Raw genomic sequence first — 13,983 nt, 5'->3', positions numbered from 1 at the left:
CTCAGCGCGGCGCGTCGCCCTTGCGGTACTCGGCCGTGAGTTCGTCGAGCCGCTGCTTGAGCGCGGGATCGAGCGCATAGCCGGCCGCCGCGATCGTGGCATCCAGCTGATCCGGCCGGCTGGCACCCAGCAGCGGCGCGGTGATCAGCGGATTGGCCATCACCCAGGCCACCGCGAGCGTCGTGAGCGGCACGCCGGCCTCGTCGGCCAGCGCGTGCAGCTTCGCGACCGTGGCGAAGCTGCGTTCGTTCCAGTAGCGGTCCTGGTACATCGAGCCCGCGGTGCCGAGCGTGAAGCGGGTGTTGTCCGCCAGCTTCGTGTCGGGCTTGTACTTGCCGGTGAGCAGCCCGCCCGCGAGCGGGTTGTAGGGGATCACGCCCAGTCCCTCCTCGCCGGCCAGCGGCAGCAGCTCGCGCTCGATCTCGCGGAACAGCAGGCTGTAGCGCGGCTGCACGCACACGATGCCGGTGAGGCGGTGCAGTTCGGCACGGCCGATGGCGCGCGCCAGACGGTAGGCCAGGAAATTCGAGACGCCGATGTAGCGCGCGCGGCCCGAGCGGACGATCACGTCCAGCGCCTCCAGGCTTTCGTCCAGCGGCGTCGTGCGGTCGTCGCTGTGCAACTGGTACAGGTCGACGTAATCGGTCTGCAGGCGCGCGAGCGAGGCGTCGATGGCATCGAGCAGATGCTTGCGCGAGGCCCCCTGGTCCCATGGGTTCGGGCCGACCTTGCCGACCGCCTTGGTGGCGATGATGAAGCGGCGCCGGGCGCCCGGGCCCTTGGACGTCAGCCAGCGGCCGATGATCTCCTCGGTGCGCCCGGTGATCTCGACCGTGCCGCCGAGCGGGTACACGTCGGCGGTATCGAGGAAGTTGATGCCGGCCTCGGTGGCCTTGTCGAGAATCTGCCCCGACACCGTCTCGTCGGTCTGCAGCCCGAAGGTCATGGTGCCGAGGGCGAGGCGCGAGACGACGAGGCCGGTGCGGCCGAGGCGGGTGGTGGGGATGCTCATGGGGAAGGGTCCTGCTGGCGATGAGAGGGAGGGGAGGGGCCGGGCCATCATAGACATCAGCGATCCAGCGTGCAGCACGGCGGCTTGTATGCTCGGCGCGGTGAACTCATCGGTCCTGTCGTCCCTGCTTCCCGTGGTCCTGTTGATCGGCGCGGGGTTCTTCGCGGGGCGGCGGGGCTGGGTCACCGGCGGCGCCATCCGCGACCTGTCGAACCTGATCTTCCTGCTGCTCGCGCCGGCCCTGCTGTTCCGAACCATGAGCACCGTGCGCGTGGAGCAACTGCGGCTGGGCCCGGTGGCGGCCTACTTCCTCGCGGCGGGCTTGATCTTCACGGCCACGCTGCTGGTGCGCGGCTTCAACCGCACCTCTGCCGTGATCGCGCTGGCCAACACCTTCAGCAACACGGTGATGATCGGCATCGCGCTGATCGGCCTGGCCTACGGGCCCGAGGGCACGGTGGTGCTGCTGACCTTGATCTCGCTGCATTCGCTGGTGCTGCTGACCAGCGCCACCCTGGTGCTGGAGCTGGCCGTGGCGCATGAGCAGGCGCGCCAGCCGGGCGGTGAGCGCACGCCGATCCTGCGCACCCTGGGCAAGGCCTTCTACAACGCCATCGTGCACCCGGTGCCGCTGCCGATCGTCTGCGGCCTGTTGTTCGCGCAGACCGGCCTCACCCTGCCCGAGGCGATCGACAAGCCCATCGCCTGGCTGGGCCAGGCCTTCGGCCCGATCGCGCTGGTGATGGTGGGCATCACCCTGGCCGCCACGCCCATCGGCCACCAGTGGCGCGCGGCGCTGGTGCAGGCGCTGATCAAGAACCTCGTCCACCCGCTGCTGGTGGCGGTGCTCGGCTGGCTGCTGGGCCTGCGCGGCCTGCCGCTGCAGGTGATGGTGGTGGCGGCTGCGCTGCCGATCGGCGCCAACGTGTTCCTCTTCTCGCAGCGCTACCGGACGGCCGAGGAACTGGTCACGGCCAGCGTTGCGGTGTCGACGGTGCTGGCGGTCTTCACTGTGTCGGTCGTGATGGCGCTGGCGAGTGGCCTCTAGCGTGCGTACTCGCTGAACGGGTCGAGCAGGGGCATCCGTGCCGCCCGAGTGTTCATTTCATTTCCCCATCGCCTACTGGCCAAATTCAGGTTCTTCAAGGCGCCAGCCGCTCGCGCACCCAGTCCCCGTCTTCCAGCCGATAGCGCAGCCGGTCATGCAGCCGGCTCTTGCGCCCCTGCCAGAACTCCCAGCGGTCGGGCACCAGTCTGAAGCCGCCCCAGTGCGGCGGCCGCGGCGGGGAGAGCAGGTGCCTGGCGGCCTGCACGGCGGCGTTCTTCACCAGCACGTCGCGTCCGCTGATGACCTCGCTCTGCGGGCTGGCCCAGGCACCGATGCGGGAATCCAGCGGGCGGCTGGCGAAGTAGGCGTCGCTCTCGGCGTCTTCGACCTTGGCGACGCGGCCCTCGATGCGGACCACGCGCTCCAGCTCGACCCAGTGGAACTGCAGCGCGGCCCACGGATTGCCGGCCAGCTCCCGGCCCTTGCGGCTGTTGTAGTTGGTGTACCAGACGATGCCGCGTGCGTCGTAGCCCTTGATCAGCACGATGCGGGTCGAGGGCCGCAGGTCGCCGCCGACCGTGGCCAGGGTCATGGCGTTGGGTTCGGGCAGCTGGGCATCGATGGCTTCGGAGAGCCAGCGTTCGAACTGCATCAGGGGGTCGGGTGCGCTGCTGGCCTCGTCCAGCTCGGCGCGCTCGTAGCTCTTGCGCAGCGCGGCCAGGTCGTCGGGGGAGATCGTCATGGCCGCATTGTTGCCCAAGCGCCTCGTGGTCGATGCAGGGTCGATGCACAGGTGATGCATGGATACTGCACGCATGCCGAAGCAACTCCCCACCGTGATCGTGCTGGCCTCCGGACGTGGAGAGCGCTTCCGCGCCGCGGGCGGCAGCGGCTTCAAGCTGCATGCCTTGCTGGCGGGCCGCCCAGTGCTGGAGCACACGCTGGCCGCGGTGCGCGCGAGCGGCCTGCCGTGGCACCTGGAGGATGCCGGCCATCCCGGCATGGGCGATTCGATCGCCGCCGCGGTGCGCGCCACCGCCGACGCCGCAGGGTGGCTGGTGCTGCCGGCCGACCTGCCCCTGGTGCTGCCCTCGACCCTGCAAGCGGTGGCCGAGGCGCTGGGCGGTCCTGTCCAGGCCGCTCAGCCGCATCACCGGGGACAACCGGGGCATCCGGTCGGCTTCGCGGCAGGCTGCGGGCCACGCCTCGCGGCCCTGGCCGGCCCTCAGGGCGCAGCACCCGTGCTGCGCGCACTGCGCGAAGCCGGCGCCGTGGCCGAGGTGGAGGTGGACGACATCGGCATCCTCACCGACATCGACACGCCCGCGCAGCTCGCCCAGGCCGACGCGCTGCTGGCCGCGCGCCGGGGGACCGGCGCCGGGTGATCAGCGGCGCGTGATCAGCCCGCAGGCGATGCGCGGCCCCGAATTGCCGGCCGGCTGCGAGGTGAAGTCGTCGCGGTCGCGGTGCACGACCAGCGCACGCCCGATCACGTTGTTGGCGGCGCCCTCGGTCAGCGAGATGGAATGCACGTCCACGCTGAAGCGCGCGGTGCCGGTGCCGTCGGCCACCAGGCTGGGCAATTCGCCCGCGTGGCTGCCGGGCGCCCCGAACTTGCCGTGCGTGCCGCCGGCCGGATTGAAGTGGCCGCCGGAGGCGTTGCCGTTGTCGCCGCAGTCCCCCTTTTCATGGATGTGGAATCCGTGCTCCGTGCCCGGCGGGAAGCCGCGCACTTCGCCTGCCACTCGCACCCCGTGGTCGAGCGCGGTGAAGGTCACGTTGCCGGTGGTGGGGTTGGGCGACATCGCGCCCGTCGGCGCGAGGGTGGCGACGGCGCTCGCCCGGCCCCCCATGCTACCGCAGCCCGCGAGCAGACTGGCCGCCGCTGCGACGGCGAGGGCGGAACCGATGAGACGAGGGGACATGGCTACTCCTAGGATGTTGAAGTTGGTTCGGAATCAATGGGCCGGTATACCGGAGCGGCTGCCTGCCCGCAATCGGGCGACTCCGACAGTTGGGTTTGCGCCAGCCGGACCAGGCGCGCCAGCGCCGCATCGTGGATGGAATGGCGCCGCAACTCCAACAGAGTCTGTTGTGCGTAGTCGAGCGAGCTGCCGTAGCGCCCGACCGCATGAGCGAAGATGTGGCGGTAGCGTTCGTCGTCCAGGATGCCGGTGTAGTTGGGGCTGCGCCGCGAGAGGGTGAAGGCCAGCGCCCGCACCGAGCCGTGGGCCATGTCGCACTGCAGCCATCGCGGGTCGTAGACGCCGGTGGGCATCTCGCGCAGCCACAGCCGGCCCAGCGTTTCCAGGCCGTCGGCGGCCGGGATGCGGAACACCATGCCCCGGCAACTGCCGCCGGAGAGCAGGCCGAACACCAGGCCGGGGTTCTCCACGGTGCCGCGATTGACGCGGCTCCACATCTTCAGCGCCCGGTGCCAGCCATGCACCCGGGCCGGATGCCGCTCGACGAAGCCGAACTCGGGGCGCCAGATCAGCGAGCCGTAGCCGAAGATCCACAGGTCCTGGTGGCCACCCCACTCGTCGATCACGCGGTCCAGCATGGGCTTGGGGTCGCGCAGGGGCGCGGGCAGCGGGTCCAGGCCCGGCGGTCCCGGATGGCCTTGGGACTGCGAGGGGCGCGCGCCTAGAATTTCGCGGTCATGGTTCACCGCAACATTATTTACCTGCCTCTGGCCAAAGGAGCTCGACCGATGTCCGGACTCGCCGACGACGACAGCCAGCAGAACTTCATCCTGGCCTTGGTGCTGGGCCTCATCGCCCTGGTGATCCTGCTCGTGCTCGGCATCGTGTTCTACACGCACGGACAGAAGATGCGCCCCGTGGCGGCGGCGGGCGCCGCGGCGCCGGTCACCGTGGTGGAGGTCACCGAAACGGTGGCGGTGCTCATCCCCGAGGGCGCCAGCATCCGCGTGCAGGACGGCACCGTGAACTTCTATTTCGCCACCGGCAGCGACGACCTGGCGCCCGGTGCGGCCGAGGCGCTGGCGGTGGTGATCAAGGGCGTGGAGGAGGGTCGCAAGGCGGTGGTCTCGGGTTTCCACGACACCACCGGCGACCCGGCGCAGAACGAGCAGCTCGCGAAGAAGCGCGCCGAGAGGGTCCGCGACGTGCTCACCGGCCTGGGCGTGCCGGCCGACAGGATCGACCTGCAGAAGCCCGCCGTGACCACGGGCTCCGGCTCCGACGCGCAGGCGCGCCGAGTGGAAGTCAAGCTGCTCGACTGAGGCTTCGGCTCACCACGGCAGCGCCATCGGCTGGCGCTCGAGGTCGAACACGCGCACGGGCGCAGACGGGAACACGCCGGTGATCTCCATCGGCTCTTCCCCCACGTTGAAGATCTGGTGCGGCACGTCGCGCGGCAGCAGCACGCTCGTCTCGGCGCCGAAGGCATGCACGCGTCCCGCCAGGTGCACTTCGCCGCGGCCGGCATGGCACAGCACCACTTCCTCGGTGTCGTGGGAATGCGGCGGGGTGGCGGCGCCGGGTGCCAGCGTCTGGCGCCAGATCGAGAGCTGGGTCGATCCGTGCTCGCGGCCTGCCAGGGTGCGGTGCGCGATGCCCGGCAGTTCGGCCATCGGCAGGGCGGCGTGGGAGAGGATGGTGGCGTCGGATGCGGTGGTCATGGCATGGCTCCTTGGGTTTCGAGTGAGGGTGCGGAAAGTTTCGTGAAGTGCTCGGCGATCGAGAAGAGGTCTCAATGACCTAAGATTGAGGACATTTCTTCCTCAATCGGAGGGGCGCCGTGCAGGGCCTGCAGCAGTTCCTCGCCTTCACCGAAACCGCCAAGCACGGCAGCTTCGCCGCCGCCGCGCGCGAGGTGGGCACCGCGTCCTCCACGCTCGCCAAGGCGGTGCTCCGCCTGGAGGGCTCGCTGGGCGTCAAGCTCTTCCATCGCACCACGCGGCAGGTGACGCTCACGCCCGACGGCGAGCGGCTGTACCACCGTTGCCAGCGCGTGCTGGCCGAGATCGAGGACCTGCATGCCGACGCCGCCGGCAGCCGCGCGAGCACCGCCGGCCTGCTGCGCATCGACATGCCGATCGTGTTCGGCCGGCGCGTGATCCTGCCGCTGCTGGCCCGCGTGCAGCAGGCGCATCCCGGCCTGGAGCTCGACCTTCGCCTGCAGGACGGCTACGTGGACCTGGTGAAGGACGGCATCGACCTGGCCATCCGTGTCGGCGCGTTGCAGGATTCATCCCTGGTGGCGCGCCGCTTCGCCAGCCAGACCCTGCTGCTCGTCGCCGGTCCCGCCTACCTGCAGCAGCACGGCCAGCCGACCACGCTGCGGGCGCTGTCGCGGCATCGCGCGATCCTCTTTCGCATGCCCACCACCGGACGCGACCGGCCGTGGCAGTTCATCCAGCGCGGAAGGGCCGTGACGCTGCACCCGACGAGCCACTTGCGCCTGAACGACGGCGAGGGCATGGTGCAGGCCGCCCTGCTCGGCCAGGGCATCGCGCAGTTGCCCGACTACATGGTCGCCGATGAACTGGCCGACGGCCGCCTGGTCGAGCTGCTGCCCTCGCTGCGTCCGGCCGCCATGCCCATCAGTGCCGTCTATCCCTCGCAGCGCCTGCTGCCGCCGCGCATGCGCGCGGTCCTCGATGCCTTGACCTCGTCCTAAAGTCATGATGGCTTGGTACGATGTATGGCCGCGCTGGCGGCCGCCCGCGCGGGTCCACCGCACAGCGAAGCACCATGAGCACACACCCCACAGTCCACGAGGTCACCGAGCGCATTCGCGCGCGCAGCCGTGACCTGAGAAGCGCCTACCTCCAACGCCTGGCCGAGATCCGCGGCCGCGACCGCGGCTCCGACCGCATGGGCTGCGCCAACGTGGCGCACGCGGTGGCCGGCATCCCGTCCAACGACAAGCTCAAGGTGGTGGCCGAGCGTGCGCCCAACATCGGCGTCGTCAACGCCTACAACGACATGCTCTCGGCCCATGCACCGTTCCAGGGCTACCCCGACATCATCAAGCACGAGGCGCGCCGACTGGGCGCCACGGCGCAGGTCGCGGGCGGCGTGCCCGCCATGTGCGACGGCGTGACCCAGGGCACGCCGGGCATGGAGCTGAGCCTGTTCAGCCGCGACGTGATCGCCATGGGCACCGCGGTCGCGCTCACGCACGACATGTTCGATGCCGCGCTGCTGCTCGGCGTGTGCGACAAGATCGTGCCGGGGCTGCTGATCGGCGCGCTGCACTTCGGGCACCTGCCCACCGTCTTCGTGCCCGCCGGGCCCATGCCCTCGGGCCTGTCGAACAGCGCCAAGGCCAAGGTGCGCGAGCAGGCGGCGCAGGGCCTGGTCGGGCGCCAGGGGCTGCTCGATGCCGAGATGGCTGCCTACCATTCCCAGGGCACCTGCACCTTCTACGGCACGGCCAACAGCAACCAGATGTTGCTGGAGGCGATGGGCCTGCACGTGCCGGGCACGGCCTTCATCCAGCCCGGCGAGGGCTTGCGCGAGGCGCTCACGCGCGAGGCGGTGCGCACGGTGCTCGGGCGCGCGGCTGCCAACGCCTACGCGGTCCCACCCATCGGCGAGATGGTGGACGAGCGCTGCATCGTCAACGCCATGGCCGCGCTGTTGGCCACCGGCGGCTCGACCAACCACCTGATCCACTGGGTGGCCGTGGCGCGCTCCGCCGGCATCCTGATCGACTGGAACGATTTCTCCGAGCTGTCCGAAGTCGTGCCGCTGCTGACCCGCGTCTATCCCAACGGCACGGCCGACGTTAACGAATTCCAGGCCGCGGGGGGGCCCGGCTTCGTGATCGGCGAGCTGCTCGACGCCGGCCTCATGCATGCCGACGTGCTGACGGTGCGCGCCGGCGGCCTGCGCGAGTACGCGAACATCCCCAGCCTGGCCGGCGAGCCCTCGCGGGAGCACGTGCTGAGGTGGCACCCCGCCGCGCCCTCGAAGAACGAGGCCGTCGCCCGGCCGGTGTCGGCGCCCTTCAGTGCGACCGGCGGCCTGAAGCTGCTGTCCGGCAACCTGGGCCGCAGCGTGATCAAGGTGTCCTCGGTGCCGGACGACCGCCACGTGATCGAGGCGCCGGCGCGTGTCTTCGATTCGCAGGGTGCGCTGCAGCAGGCCTTCAACGCCGGCGAGCTGGAGCGCGACGTGGTCTGCGTGGTGCGCTGGCAGGGTCCGCAGGCCAACGGCATGCCCGAGCTGCACAAGCTCACGCCGCCGTTGTCGGTGCTGCAGGGCAAGGGTTTCCGCGTGGCGCTGGTGACCGATGGCCGCATGAGCGGTGCTTCTGGCAAGGTGCCGGCCGCCATCCATGTTTCGCCCGAGGCCGCCGCCGGCGGCCCGCTGGCCAAGGTGCGCGACGGCGACCTGATCCGCCTGGATTCCGTGGCCGGCACCCTGGAGGTGCTGGTGCCGGCCGACGAATGGGCCGCGCGAAAGAACGCGACCATGCCCGACGCGCAGCGCACCGCCAATGGCCACGGCCTGGGACGCGAGCTGTTCGCCGGCATGCGGCGCAATGCATTGACCGCCGAAGAAGGAGCCTGCACATGGCTGTAGAAAACAAGAGCATCACCGCCATCGAGGTGATGCGCGACGCCCCGGTGATCCCGGTGATCGTGCTGCACGACGTCAAGGACGCGGTGCCGCTGGCCCGCGCGCTGGTCGCCGGCGGTATCCGCATGCTGGAAGTGACCCTGCGCACGCGCGAGGCGCTCGAATGCATCGAGATCATTTCCAAGGAGGTGCCCGAGGCCGTGGCCGGCGCCGGCACCATCCGCAGCGCGGCCGATGCGCAGGCCTCGGCCCTGGCCGGTGCCCGGTTCGGCGTGAGCCCGGGCTACACCCGCGCGGTGGGCAAGGCCTGCCACGATCTCGGCCTGCCGCTGCTGCCCGGCGTGGCCACCGGCAGCGAGATCATGCTGGCCCAGGAGGACGGCTTCACCGAGCTGAAATTCTTTCCTGCCGTGCAGGCTGGCGGCCTTGCCATGCTGAAGGCCTGGCAAGGGCCTTTCGGCGAGGTGAAGTTCTGCCCCACCGGCGGCATCACGGCGGCCAACGCGCCCGAGTTCCTCGCGCTGTCCAACGTGGCCTGCGTGGGCGGCTCCTGGATCGTGCCCACCGATGCCATTGCGGCCGGCGACTGGAGCCGCATCGAGTCGCTGGCGCGCGAGGCCAGCAAGCTGGCGCGATGAGCGCCGCCCGGTACGGCGTGATGCACCTGGAGGAGCTTGTTCGATGAACGGCGATTTCGATCCGGCCGAACTCAAGGTCATTGCCTTTGACGTCTTCGGGACGGTGGTCGATTGGTACAGCGGCATCGCCGCCGAGGCCGAGCGCCTGCTGCCCGGCGTGGATGGCGGGGCCTTTGCGCTGGCCTGGCGTGCCGGCTACCAGCCCGCCATGAAGAGCGTGATGGAGCGCATCACGGCGGGCGAGGGCGGCTTCACGCTGCTGGATGAGCTGCACATGGGCATCCTCGAAAGCGTGCTGCGCGACTTCGGCATCGAGGCGCTGGAGAGCGGGCGCAAGCGCGAGCTCAACATGGCCTGGCACCGGCTGCCGGCCTGGCCGGATTCGGTGGCGGGCCTGGCGCGACTGAAGCGCAAGTACATCGTCTGCTCGCTGTCCAACGGCAACATCGGCCTGCTGACCGAGATGGCCAAGAACGCGGGGTTGCCCTGGGACTGCGTGCTGTCGGCCGAGGTCTTCAAGGCCTACAAGCCCGACCCGCGCACCTACCTGGGCGTGGCGGCGGTGTTCGACGTGACGCCCAACCAGGTGATGCTGGCCGCCGCGCACCACGACGACCTGGCTGCGGCGCGGACCTGCGGCTTGCGCACGGGCTACATCGAGCGGCCTGACGAGTTCGGGCCGGGGCGGCCCAAGGATGTCTCGCCGCGACCCGACAACACGCTGCATGCGCGCGACATCGGGGCGCTGGCGGATCTGCTGGGGTGCTGAAGCGGTCCTACACCTTGTTCTGGATGTCCATCAGCCCCGTGCTTTGGGGACGGATCTCCACCTGGATCGTTTCCGGATCGCAGACAAACACCTTGATATTTGCTTTGAGCGGGGCGTCAAGTTCAATCCGCGCGCCAGAAGGCAGTTGGGAACCGAGGTCGAGGTATTCCCCTGCGAACTTTGGTACCACGAGGTGCTTGATGGGCAGGGCATTCAGCCACGGCGGCATCGTCGTGAGGCCAGGGGGCAAGATGACGGTGCTGATCGGTGTGTTCTCCCCGTTGGCGGCACTGTTCAAAGCCTCGAGCAACTCGGTGGGCAAGCTCGTGCATCCCGGGCCATAGTCGCCGAACTCCAAGACACCCTTTTGGGGTCCCGTCACCGCTGCTTCTATGCAACGGGCGACATGATCACGATCAACCGTGGTGTTTTCATGCGCATCTGAAGCCGCGATACGGTAGCTTCTCAGCTGAGCTTGCAGGTGCGCTATTGGCGCCTTGCGCGCTTGCTCTCTCTGCGCAGCTATCGCTCTAAGCGACGCGTCGGTTGTCGTGTCTGGCTTGCTTAGCGAGCGAACATTCATGTTTAGGTCTCCCCTTGGTGCACGTCAATATTGACGCGGCGGCGAGGATACCCGAATCCGTGCGCAAGGCGCCATCGGCCCGCTGGATCAATCGATCTTTGGCGCCCTACCTGGATCACTTGTGCAAGTCCCGGATGGACCGAGGCAATCCATATAGACCGCGGCCACGTCGGCTGCGAAGTCGTGCATGCTGAGTTCGCTCATCGGCCCTTGACTCCGTCCGATTCCGCGAGGCTCCGGGCGAATCACGCGGAACCCGTCTTGCTGCAGGAGGAATGCGACGACGTCATAGTCGCGGCCGGAGCGGGCCAGCGAGGGCAGGATGCAGATGACGGGGCCCGCACCCTGGTCCGCGTACTCGATCTGTACCTCGGGACTTTCGTGTCGCGGACGGTAACGCACGAGTCGGCGCGAAGGGGGGCTTTTCTCTGGCGTTGCGTTGGTCATGCCCCGAGTCTGTTGTGTGATGCGCGTAGCGATAAGCGGATGGCACCTATATCAGCTATGTCTTTTGGCTGTCTTTTGGCTATTGCGCTGCGGCGAGCAATGCATGGGATGGACATCGCTCTATCTGGCGGTGTGGGCGTCCAGTCCTTTTTGAACCTCGAGGCGCAGTGCCAGCAGGGGGCGGCAAAGCTCCTCGACGACCTTGGTCAGCGGCTCTTCCGTCGAGATGCTGACATTGAGTACATAGATCGCGTCAGGGGTGACCAGAGGGGTTGCGACCGCCACGACTTCCGGCTGCCAGGCGGCCGCACAGAACCCCCGCTCCTTCACGCAGGCCCGAGCATCTTCAATGGCTTGCCCAATGGGGGCCCATGGGGTGGCTCTGCGCTGCTTGAACTTGGCGAGCAGGGCTTTGCGCTTGGGCTCTGGAGCGACCGCCAGGTACGCCCGTCCCAATGACGTCAGCTCCATGGGGACCCGCTGGCCCGAAACGACGTGTCGAAGCACGATGCGCCGGTTGTATCGGATGGACTCGAGATAGACCATCTCGTCTCTGTCAGGGGCAGCCAGGCCAACGTTGATGCGTTGGCTCTCCGCCAACTTGCGCATCAGGGGGGCCGCGACGGCCAGCACATGCGATCCGGTGCGCATGGCATGGGCCAGGCTGAGAACGGCCGGGGCGAGCCGGTAGGTGCGTGTCTGCGCATCGACCTGGAGCATGCCCGTCCCCACCAGCGTCTGGGTCAGCCTGCTCACGGTGGATCTGGACAGGCCTGTTCTTTCGGCGATGTCTCCATTCCCGAGCAATTCGGAGCCTGGCCGGAACGCACGGAGTATCTCTATTCCCCGTTCGAGCGAGCGATTGGATGGGGATTGCCCGGGCTTGTCATGAAGGACGGCGGAACGGTGGGTGCCCATGGAGGTACGTGTCAGGCCAAGGAAAGAACCATCCTTGGCTGGGCAATTATGGCTTCGGCTTCGGCCTTGGCTGTTCCACTCCTTGGAAATGAGGGGATCACAGGAATGCTGCCCGCTCCTAAGCTTCACGGCACTGGCGGCATCGAGCGCTGATGCCGTGGTCTGTCAAGCAACGCGGTACCCGCCGCATATCCAGGAGACAACTCAATGCCTGCTTCCATCGTGAGCCGGAGCGCGAGATCGATCGCACTCTTCGTGGCCGTCATGGCCTCTGCCGCATCGGCTCTGGCCGCTTTTCCGGAGAAACCCATTCGGCTGGTGGTGCCGTTTGCCCCCGGGGGCGGAACCGATCTGATCGCGCGCACGCTGGGCGCTGAAATGTCCAAGGACCTCGGCCAGCCCATCATCGTGGACAACAAGCCCGGTGCGGGCACGATGATCGGCACGGACAACGTCGCCAAGAGTGCGGCGGATGGGTACACCATGGTCATCGCGTCGTTCGCGCATGCCGTCAATCCTGCCCTTCAGCCGAAGTTGCCGTACAAGGACAACAAGGCCTTCGCGCCCGTCGTCCTGATCGGTCGGGGGCCCAACGTTCTCGTGGTCCGTCCCGAAAGCCCGTACAAGACCGTGGCCGACGTGCTTGCCGCAGCCAGGGCCAACCCCGAGAAGCTGACCTACGCATCGCAAGGCGCAGGCACCTCGGCACACCTGGCCGGCGAAATGTTCGCCAACCTTGCCAAGGTGAAGATCAACCACATCCCTTACCGCGGGGCGGGTCCGGCGCTGACGGATCTTCTGGGAGGGCAGGTGGACATGATGTTCGCCACCGCGGCCGCCGTCTCTTCGTTCGTCGACAGCGGCAAGCTGAGGGCTCTCGGGGTGACGACCGCGGAACCCTCCGCGGCCTTCAAGGGCGTACCTCCCATTGCCGCGAGCGTTCCCGGCTATCTCGTCGAGAGCTGGTATGGCCTGTATGTCCCGGCCGGCACGCCCGCCCCTGTGATCGGGCGCCTGAATGCCGCTGCGCGCAAGGCTGCGCGTTCCCCCGACTTCGTGCGCAAGGTCGAGCACGAGGGCCTGGTCGTCAACGCGGGCGCGCCTGCGGAACTGGACACGTATGTGCAAGCCGAGGAGCAGCGCTGGGCCAAGGTCATCAAGCAGAACAACATCAAGCCCGAGTGATCGGGATGAACCGGTCAACCTGGAGAATTTGATGGCATACACCCTGATCGAGTTGCAGGTCACCGACGCTGTGGCAACCCTCACTCTCAACCGCCCCGACAAGCGCAACGCCATGAGCGACGACATGCGCTCGGAGTTCATCGATGCGCTGGAGCGCGTGGCAGCCGACAAGCGAATCAAGGCACTGGTGCTCACCGGGGCAGGCAAGGGCTTCTGTGCCGGTGGCGACATCAGCGGCATGCAGAAGCGGATGAATGCGCCGGCAGGCGAAGTGGGCTTCAATGGCTGGCACCGCCAGCAGCGCGTTCACCACACGCAGGCGCTCCTGCATACGATGCCCAAGCCCGTGGTTGCCGCGGTCAATGGCGCGGCTTCCGGCCTTGGCGCCGACACCGCGCTGGCCTGCGACTTCATCATCGCCAGCGAATGGGCCAGCTTTACCTGGTCCTACATCCACCGCGGCATCATTCCGGACGGCGGCGGCATGTACTTCCTGCCGCGCCGCGTCGGTCTTGCCAAGGCGAAGGAGCTGATTTTCACCGGCCGTCAGGTCAAGGTCGACGAAGCCCTGGATCTGGGCATCGTGGATCGCAAGGCGAGCGCCGACACCCTGCTGGCCGAGGCGCAGGCCTGGGCTGCCGAGCTGTCCAAGGGCTCGTCCACCGCGCTGGCATTGACCAAGACCATCCTGAACCAGAGCTTCGAGCTGTCTTCTCACGACGTATTCGCGCAGGGCAGCCAGGCGCAAGGCATTTGCTACACCAGCAGCGAACACCGCGCCTCGGTGGAAGCGTTCCTGGCCAAGACGGCCGCCAAGGAGTGAGGC

The 13,983-nt window shown here is 68.3% G+C and carries 17 protein-coding genes; 9 read left to right on the top strand and 8 right to left on the bottom strand.

Annotated features, from left to right (window positions below):
- Nucleotide 1: 1 nt before the first annotated feature.
- The gene (locus ABEA07_RS04980; RefSeq protein ID WP_345536273.1) at nt 2-1,012 is read right to left on the bottom strand and encodes an aldo/keto reductase; all 1,011 of its coding nucleotides are present in this window, start codon (nt 1,010-1,012) and stop codon (nt 2-4) included.
- Nucleotides 1,013-1,112: 100 nt separating this feature from the next.
- Between ABEA07_RS04980 and ABEA07_RS04975 the strand changes: the two genes are divergently transcribed.
- Nucleotides 1,113-2,060 carry an AEC family transporter gene (locus tag ABEA07_RS04975; protein WP_345536271.1) on the top strand — a complete coding sequence of 316 codons (948 nt, stop codon included), beginning with the start codon at nt 1,113-1,115 and terminating at the stop codon, nt 2,058-2,060.
- 94 nt (nt 2,061-2,154) lie between these two features.
- Here the strand turns inward: ABEA07_RS04975 and pdxH are convergent, their stop codons facing one another.
- On the bottom strand, nt 2,155-2,802 hold the full coding sequence (gene pdxH / locus ABEA07_RS04970; RefSeq protein ID WP_345536269.1) for a pyridoxamine 5'-phosphate oxidase: 648 nt from the start codon (nt 2,800-2,802) through the stop codon (nt 2,155-2,157).
- Between the two features lie 73 nt (nt 2,803-2,875).
- Between pdxH and ABEA07_RS04965 the strand changes: the two genes are divergently transcribed.
- On the top strand, nt 2,876-3,445 hold the full coding sequence (locus ABEA07_RS04965; protein ID WP_345536268.1) for a nucleotidyltransferase family protein: 570 nt from the start codon (nt 2,876-2,878) through the stop codon (nt 3,443-3,445).
- Here the strand turns inward: ABEA07_RS04965 and ABEA07_RS04960 are convergent, their stop codons facing one another.
- Together ABEA07_RS04960 and ABEA07_RS04955 are read right to left on the bottom strand one after the other, a co-directional pair.
- Nucleotides 3,446-3,985, bottom strand: coding sequence for a superoxide dismutase family protein (locus tag ABEA07_RS04960; protein WP_345536267.1), 540 nt, complete (start codon nt 3,983-3,985; stop codon nt 3,446-3,448).
- Nucleotides 3,986-3,993: 8 nt separating this feature from the next.
- On the bottom strand, nt 3,994-4,731 hold the full coding sequence (locus tag ABEA07_RS04955; RefSeq protein WP_345536265.1) for a gamma-glutamylcyclotransferase: 738 nt from the start codon (nt 4,729-4,731) through the stop codon (nt 3,994-3,996).
- Between the two features lie 42 nt (nt 4,732-4,773).
- On the opposite strand from ABEA07_RS04955, the gene ABEA07_RS04950 reads away from it, so the two are divergent.
- Nucleotides 4,774-5,307: an OmpA family protein gene (locus tag ABEA07_RS04950; protein WP_345536264.1), complete on the top strand. Its 534-nt coding sequence runs from the start codon at nt 4,774-4,776 to the stop codon at nt 5,305-5,307.
- A gap of 9 nt (nt 5,308-5,316) precedes the next feature.
- Here the strand turns inward: ABEA07_RS04950 and ABEA07_RS04945 are convergent, their stop codons facing one another.
- Nucleotides 5,317-5,706: a cupin domain-containing protein gene (locus ABEA07_RS04945; protein WP_345536263.1), complete on the bottom strand. Its 390-nt coding sequence runs from the start codon at nt 5,704-5,706 to the stop codon at nt 5,317-5,319.
- A 119-nt stretch (nt 5,707-5,825) separates the two neighbouring features.
- Between ABEA07_RS04945 and ABEA07_RS04940 the strand changes: the two genes are divergently transcribed.
- From ABEA07_RS04940 to ABEA07_RS04925, 4 genes are all read left to right on the top strand, one after another.
- The gene (locus ABEA07_RS04940) at nt 5,826-6,707 is read left to right on the top strand and encodes a LysR family transcriptional regulator (RefSeq protein ID WP_345536262.1); all 882 of its coding nucleotides are present in this window, start codon (nt 5,826-5,828) and stop codon (nt 6,705-6,707) included.
- Between the two features lie 74 nt (nt 6,708-6,781).
- Entirely contained in the window at nt 6,782-8,620 is a 1,839-nt protein-coding gene (gene edd, locus ABEA07_RS04935) for a phosphogluconate dehydratase (protein ID WP_345536260.1), read from the top strand.
- On the top strand, nt 8,611-9,255 hold the full coding sequence (gene eda, locus ABEA07_RS04930) for a bifunctional 4-hydroxy-2-oxoglutarate aldolase/2-dehydro-3-deoxy-phosphogluconate aldolase (RefSeq protein ID WP_345536259.1): 645 nt from the start codon (nt 8,611-8,613) through the stop codon (nt 9,253-9,255). Before edd ends, eda begins: the two co-directional genes overlap by 10 nt.
- A 43-nt stretch (nt 9,256-9,298) precedes the next feature.
- Nucleotides 9,299-10,024, top strand: a complete 726-nt coding sequence (locus tag ABEA07_RS04925; RefSeq protein WP_345536258.1) for a haloacid dehalogenase type II — start codon at nt 9,299-9,301, stop codon at nt 10,022-10,024.
- Between the two features lie 7 nt (nt 10,025-10,031).
- Here the strand turns inward: ABEA07_RS04925 and ABEA07_RS04920 are convergent, their stop codons facing one another.
- The 3 genes from ABEA07_RS04920 to ABEA07_RS04910 form a co-directional block, all read right to left on the bottom strand.
- Nucleotides 10,032-10,607 carry a hypothetical protein gene (locus ABEA07_RS04920; protein WP_345536256.1) on the bottom strand — a complete coding sequence of 192 codons (576 nt, stop codon included), beginning with the start codon at nt 10,605-10,607 and terminating at the stop codon, nt 10,032-10,034.
- Nucleotides 10,608-10,694: 87 nt separating this feature from the next.
- Entirely contained in the window at nt 10,695-11,054 is a 360-nt protein-coding gene (locus tag ABEA07_RS04915; protein ID WP_345536255.1) for an alpha/beta fold hydrolase, read from the bottom strand.
- Between the two features lie 120 nt (nt 11,055-11,174).
- Entirely contained in the window at nt 11,175-11,972 is a 798-nt protein-coding gene (locus tag ABEA07_RS04910) for an IclR family transcriptional regulator (RefSeq protein WP_345536253.1), read from the bottom strand.
- Nucleotides 11,973-12,236: 264 nt separating this feature from the next.
- On the opposite strand from ABEA07_RS04910, the gene ABEA07_RS04905 reads away from it, so the two are divergent.
- Both ABEA07_RS04905 and ABEA07_RS04900 read left to right on the top strand, forming a co-directional pair.
- A complete protein-coding gene (locus tag ABEA07_RS04905) occupies nt 12,237-13,157 on the top strand; it encodes a tripartite tricarboxylate transporter substrate binding protein (protein WP_345536300.1) in 921 nt (306 codons plus the stop codon).
- 31 nt (nt 13,158-13,188) lie between these two features.
- Complete coding sequence (locus ABEA07_RS04900; protein ID WP_345536252.1) at nt 13,189-13,980, top strand: enoyl-CoA hydratase/isomerase family protein; 792 nt, start codon at nt 13,189-13,191, stop codon at nt 13,978-13,980.
- Nucleotides 13,981-13,983 lie beyond the last annotated feature (3 nt).

The sequence above is a fragment of the Variovorax defluvii genome, from assembly GCF_039541515.1.
GTDB lineage: Bacteria > Pseudomonadota > Gammaproteobacteria > Burkholderiales > Burkholderiaceae_C > Variovorax > Variovorax defluvii.
The sequence above is the reverse complement of the archived record's forward strand: the minus strand, read 5'-3'. Positions and strand labels throughout refer to the sequence as shown.

What these genes read in the sequence shown, in the direction of transcription:
- pdxH (WP_345536269.1), bottom strand. Translation starts at nt 2,802, where the DNA reads ATGACGATCTCCCCCGACGACCTGGCCGCGCTGCGCAAGAGCTACGAG.
- ABEA07_RS04910 (WP_345536253.1), bottom strand. Translation starts at nt 11,972, where the DNA reads ATGGGCACCCACCGTTCCGCCGTCCTTCATGACAAGCCCGGGCAATCC.
- ABEA07_RS04905 (WP_345536300.1), top strand. Translation starts at nt 12,237, where the DNA reads ATGGCCTCTGCCGCATCGGCTCTGGCCGCTTTTCCGGAGAAACCCATT.
- ABEA07_RS04965 (WP_345536268.1), top strand. Translation starts at nt 2,876, where the DNA reads ATGCCGAAGCAACTCCCCACCGTGATCGTGCTGGCCTCCGGACGTGGA.
- ABEA07_RS04925 (WP_345536258.1), top strand. Translation starts at nt 9,299, where the DNA reads ATGAACGGCGATTTCGATCCGGCCGAACTCAAGGTCATTGCCTTTGAC.
- ABEA07_RS04915 (WP_345536255.1), bottom strand. Translation starts at nt 11,054, where the DNA reads ATGACCAACGCAACGCCAGAGAAAAGCCCCCCTTCGCGCCGACTCGTG.
- ABEA07_RS04950 (WP_345536264.1), top strand. Translation starts at nt 4,774, where the DNA reads ATGTCCGGACTCGCCGACGACGACAGCCAGCAGAACTTCATCCTGGCC.
- ABEA07_RS04900 (WP_345536252.1), top strand. Translation starts at nt 13,189, where the DNA reads ATGGCATACACCCTGATCGAGTTGCAGGTCACCGACGCTGTGGCAACC.
- edd (WP_345536260.1), top strand. Translation starts at nt 6,782, where the DNA reads ATGAGCACACACCCCACAGTCCACGAGGTCACCGAGCGCATTCGCGCG.
- ABEA07_RS04945 (WP_345536263.1), bottom strand. Translation starts at nt 5,706, where the DNA reads ATGACCACCGCATCCGACGCCACCATCCTCTCCCACGCCGCCCTGCCG.
- ABEA07_RS04960 (WP_345536267.1), bottom strand. Translation starts at nt 3,985, where the DNA reads ATGTCCCCTCGTCTCATCGGTTCCGCCCTCGCCGTCGCAGCGGCGGCC.
- ABEA07_RS04980 (WP_345536273.1), bottom strand. Translation starts at nt 1,012, where the DNA reads ATGAGCATCCCCACCACCCGCCTCGGCCGCACCGGCCTCGTCGTCTCG.
- eda (WP_345536259.1), top strand. Translation starts at nt 8,611, where the DNA reads ATGGCTGTAGAAAACAAGAGCATCACCGCCATCGAGGTGATGCGCGAC.
- ABEA07_RS04920 (WP_345536256.1), bottom strand. Translation starts at nt 10,607, where the DNA reads ATGAATGTTCGCTCGCTAAGCAAGCCAGACACGACAACCGACGCGTCG.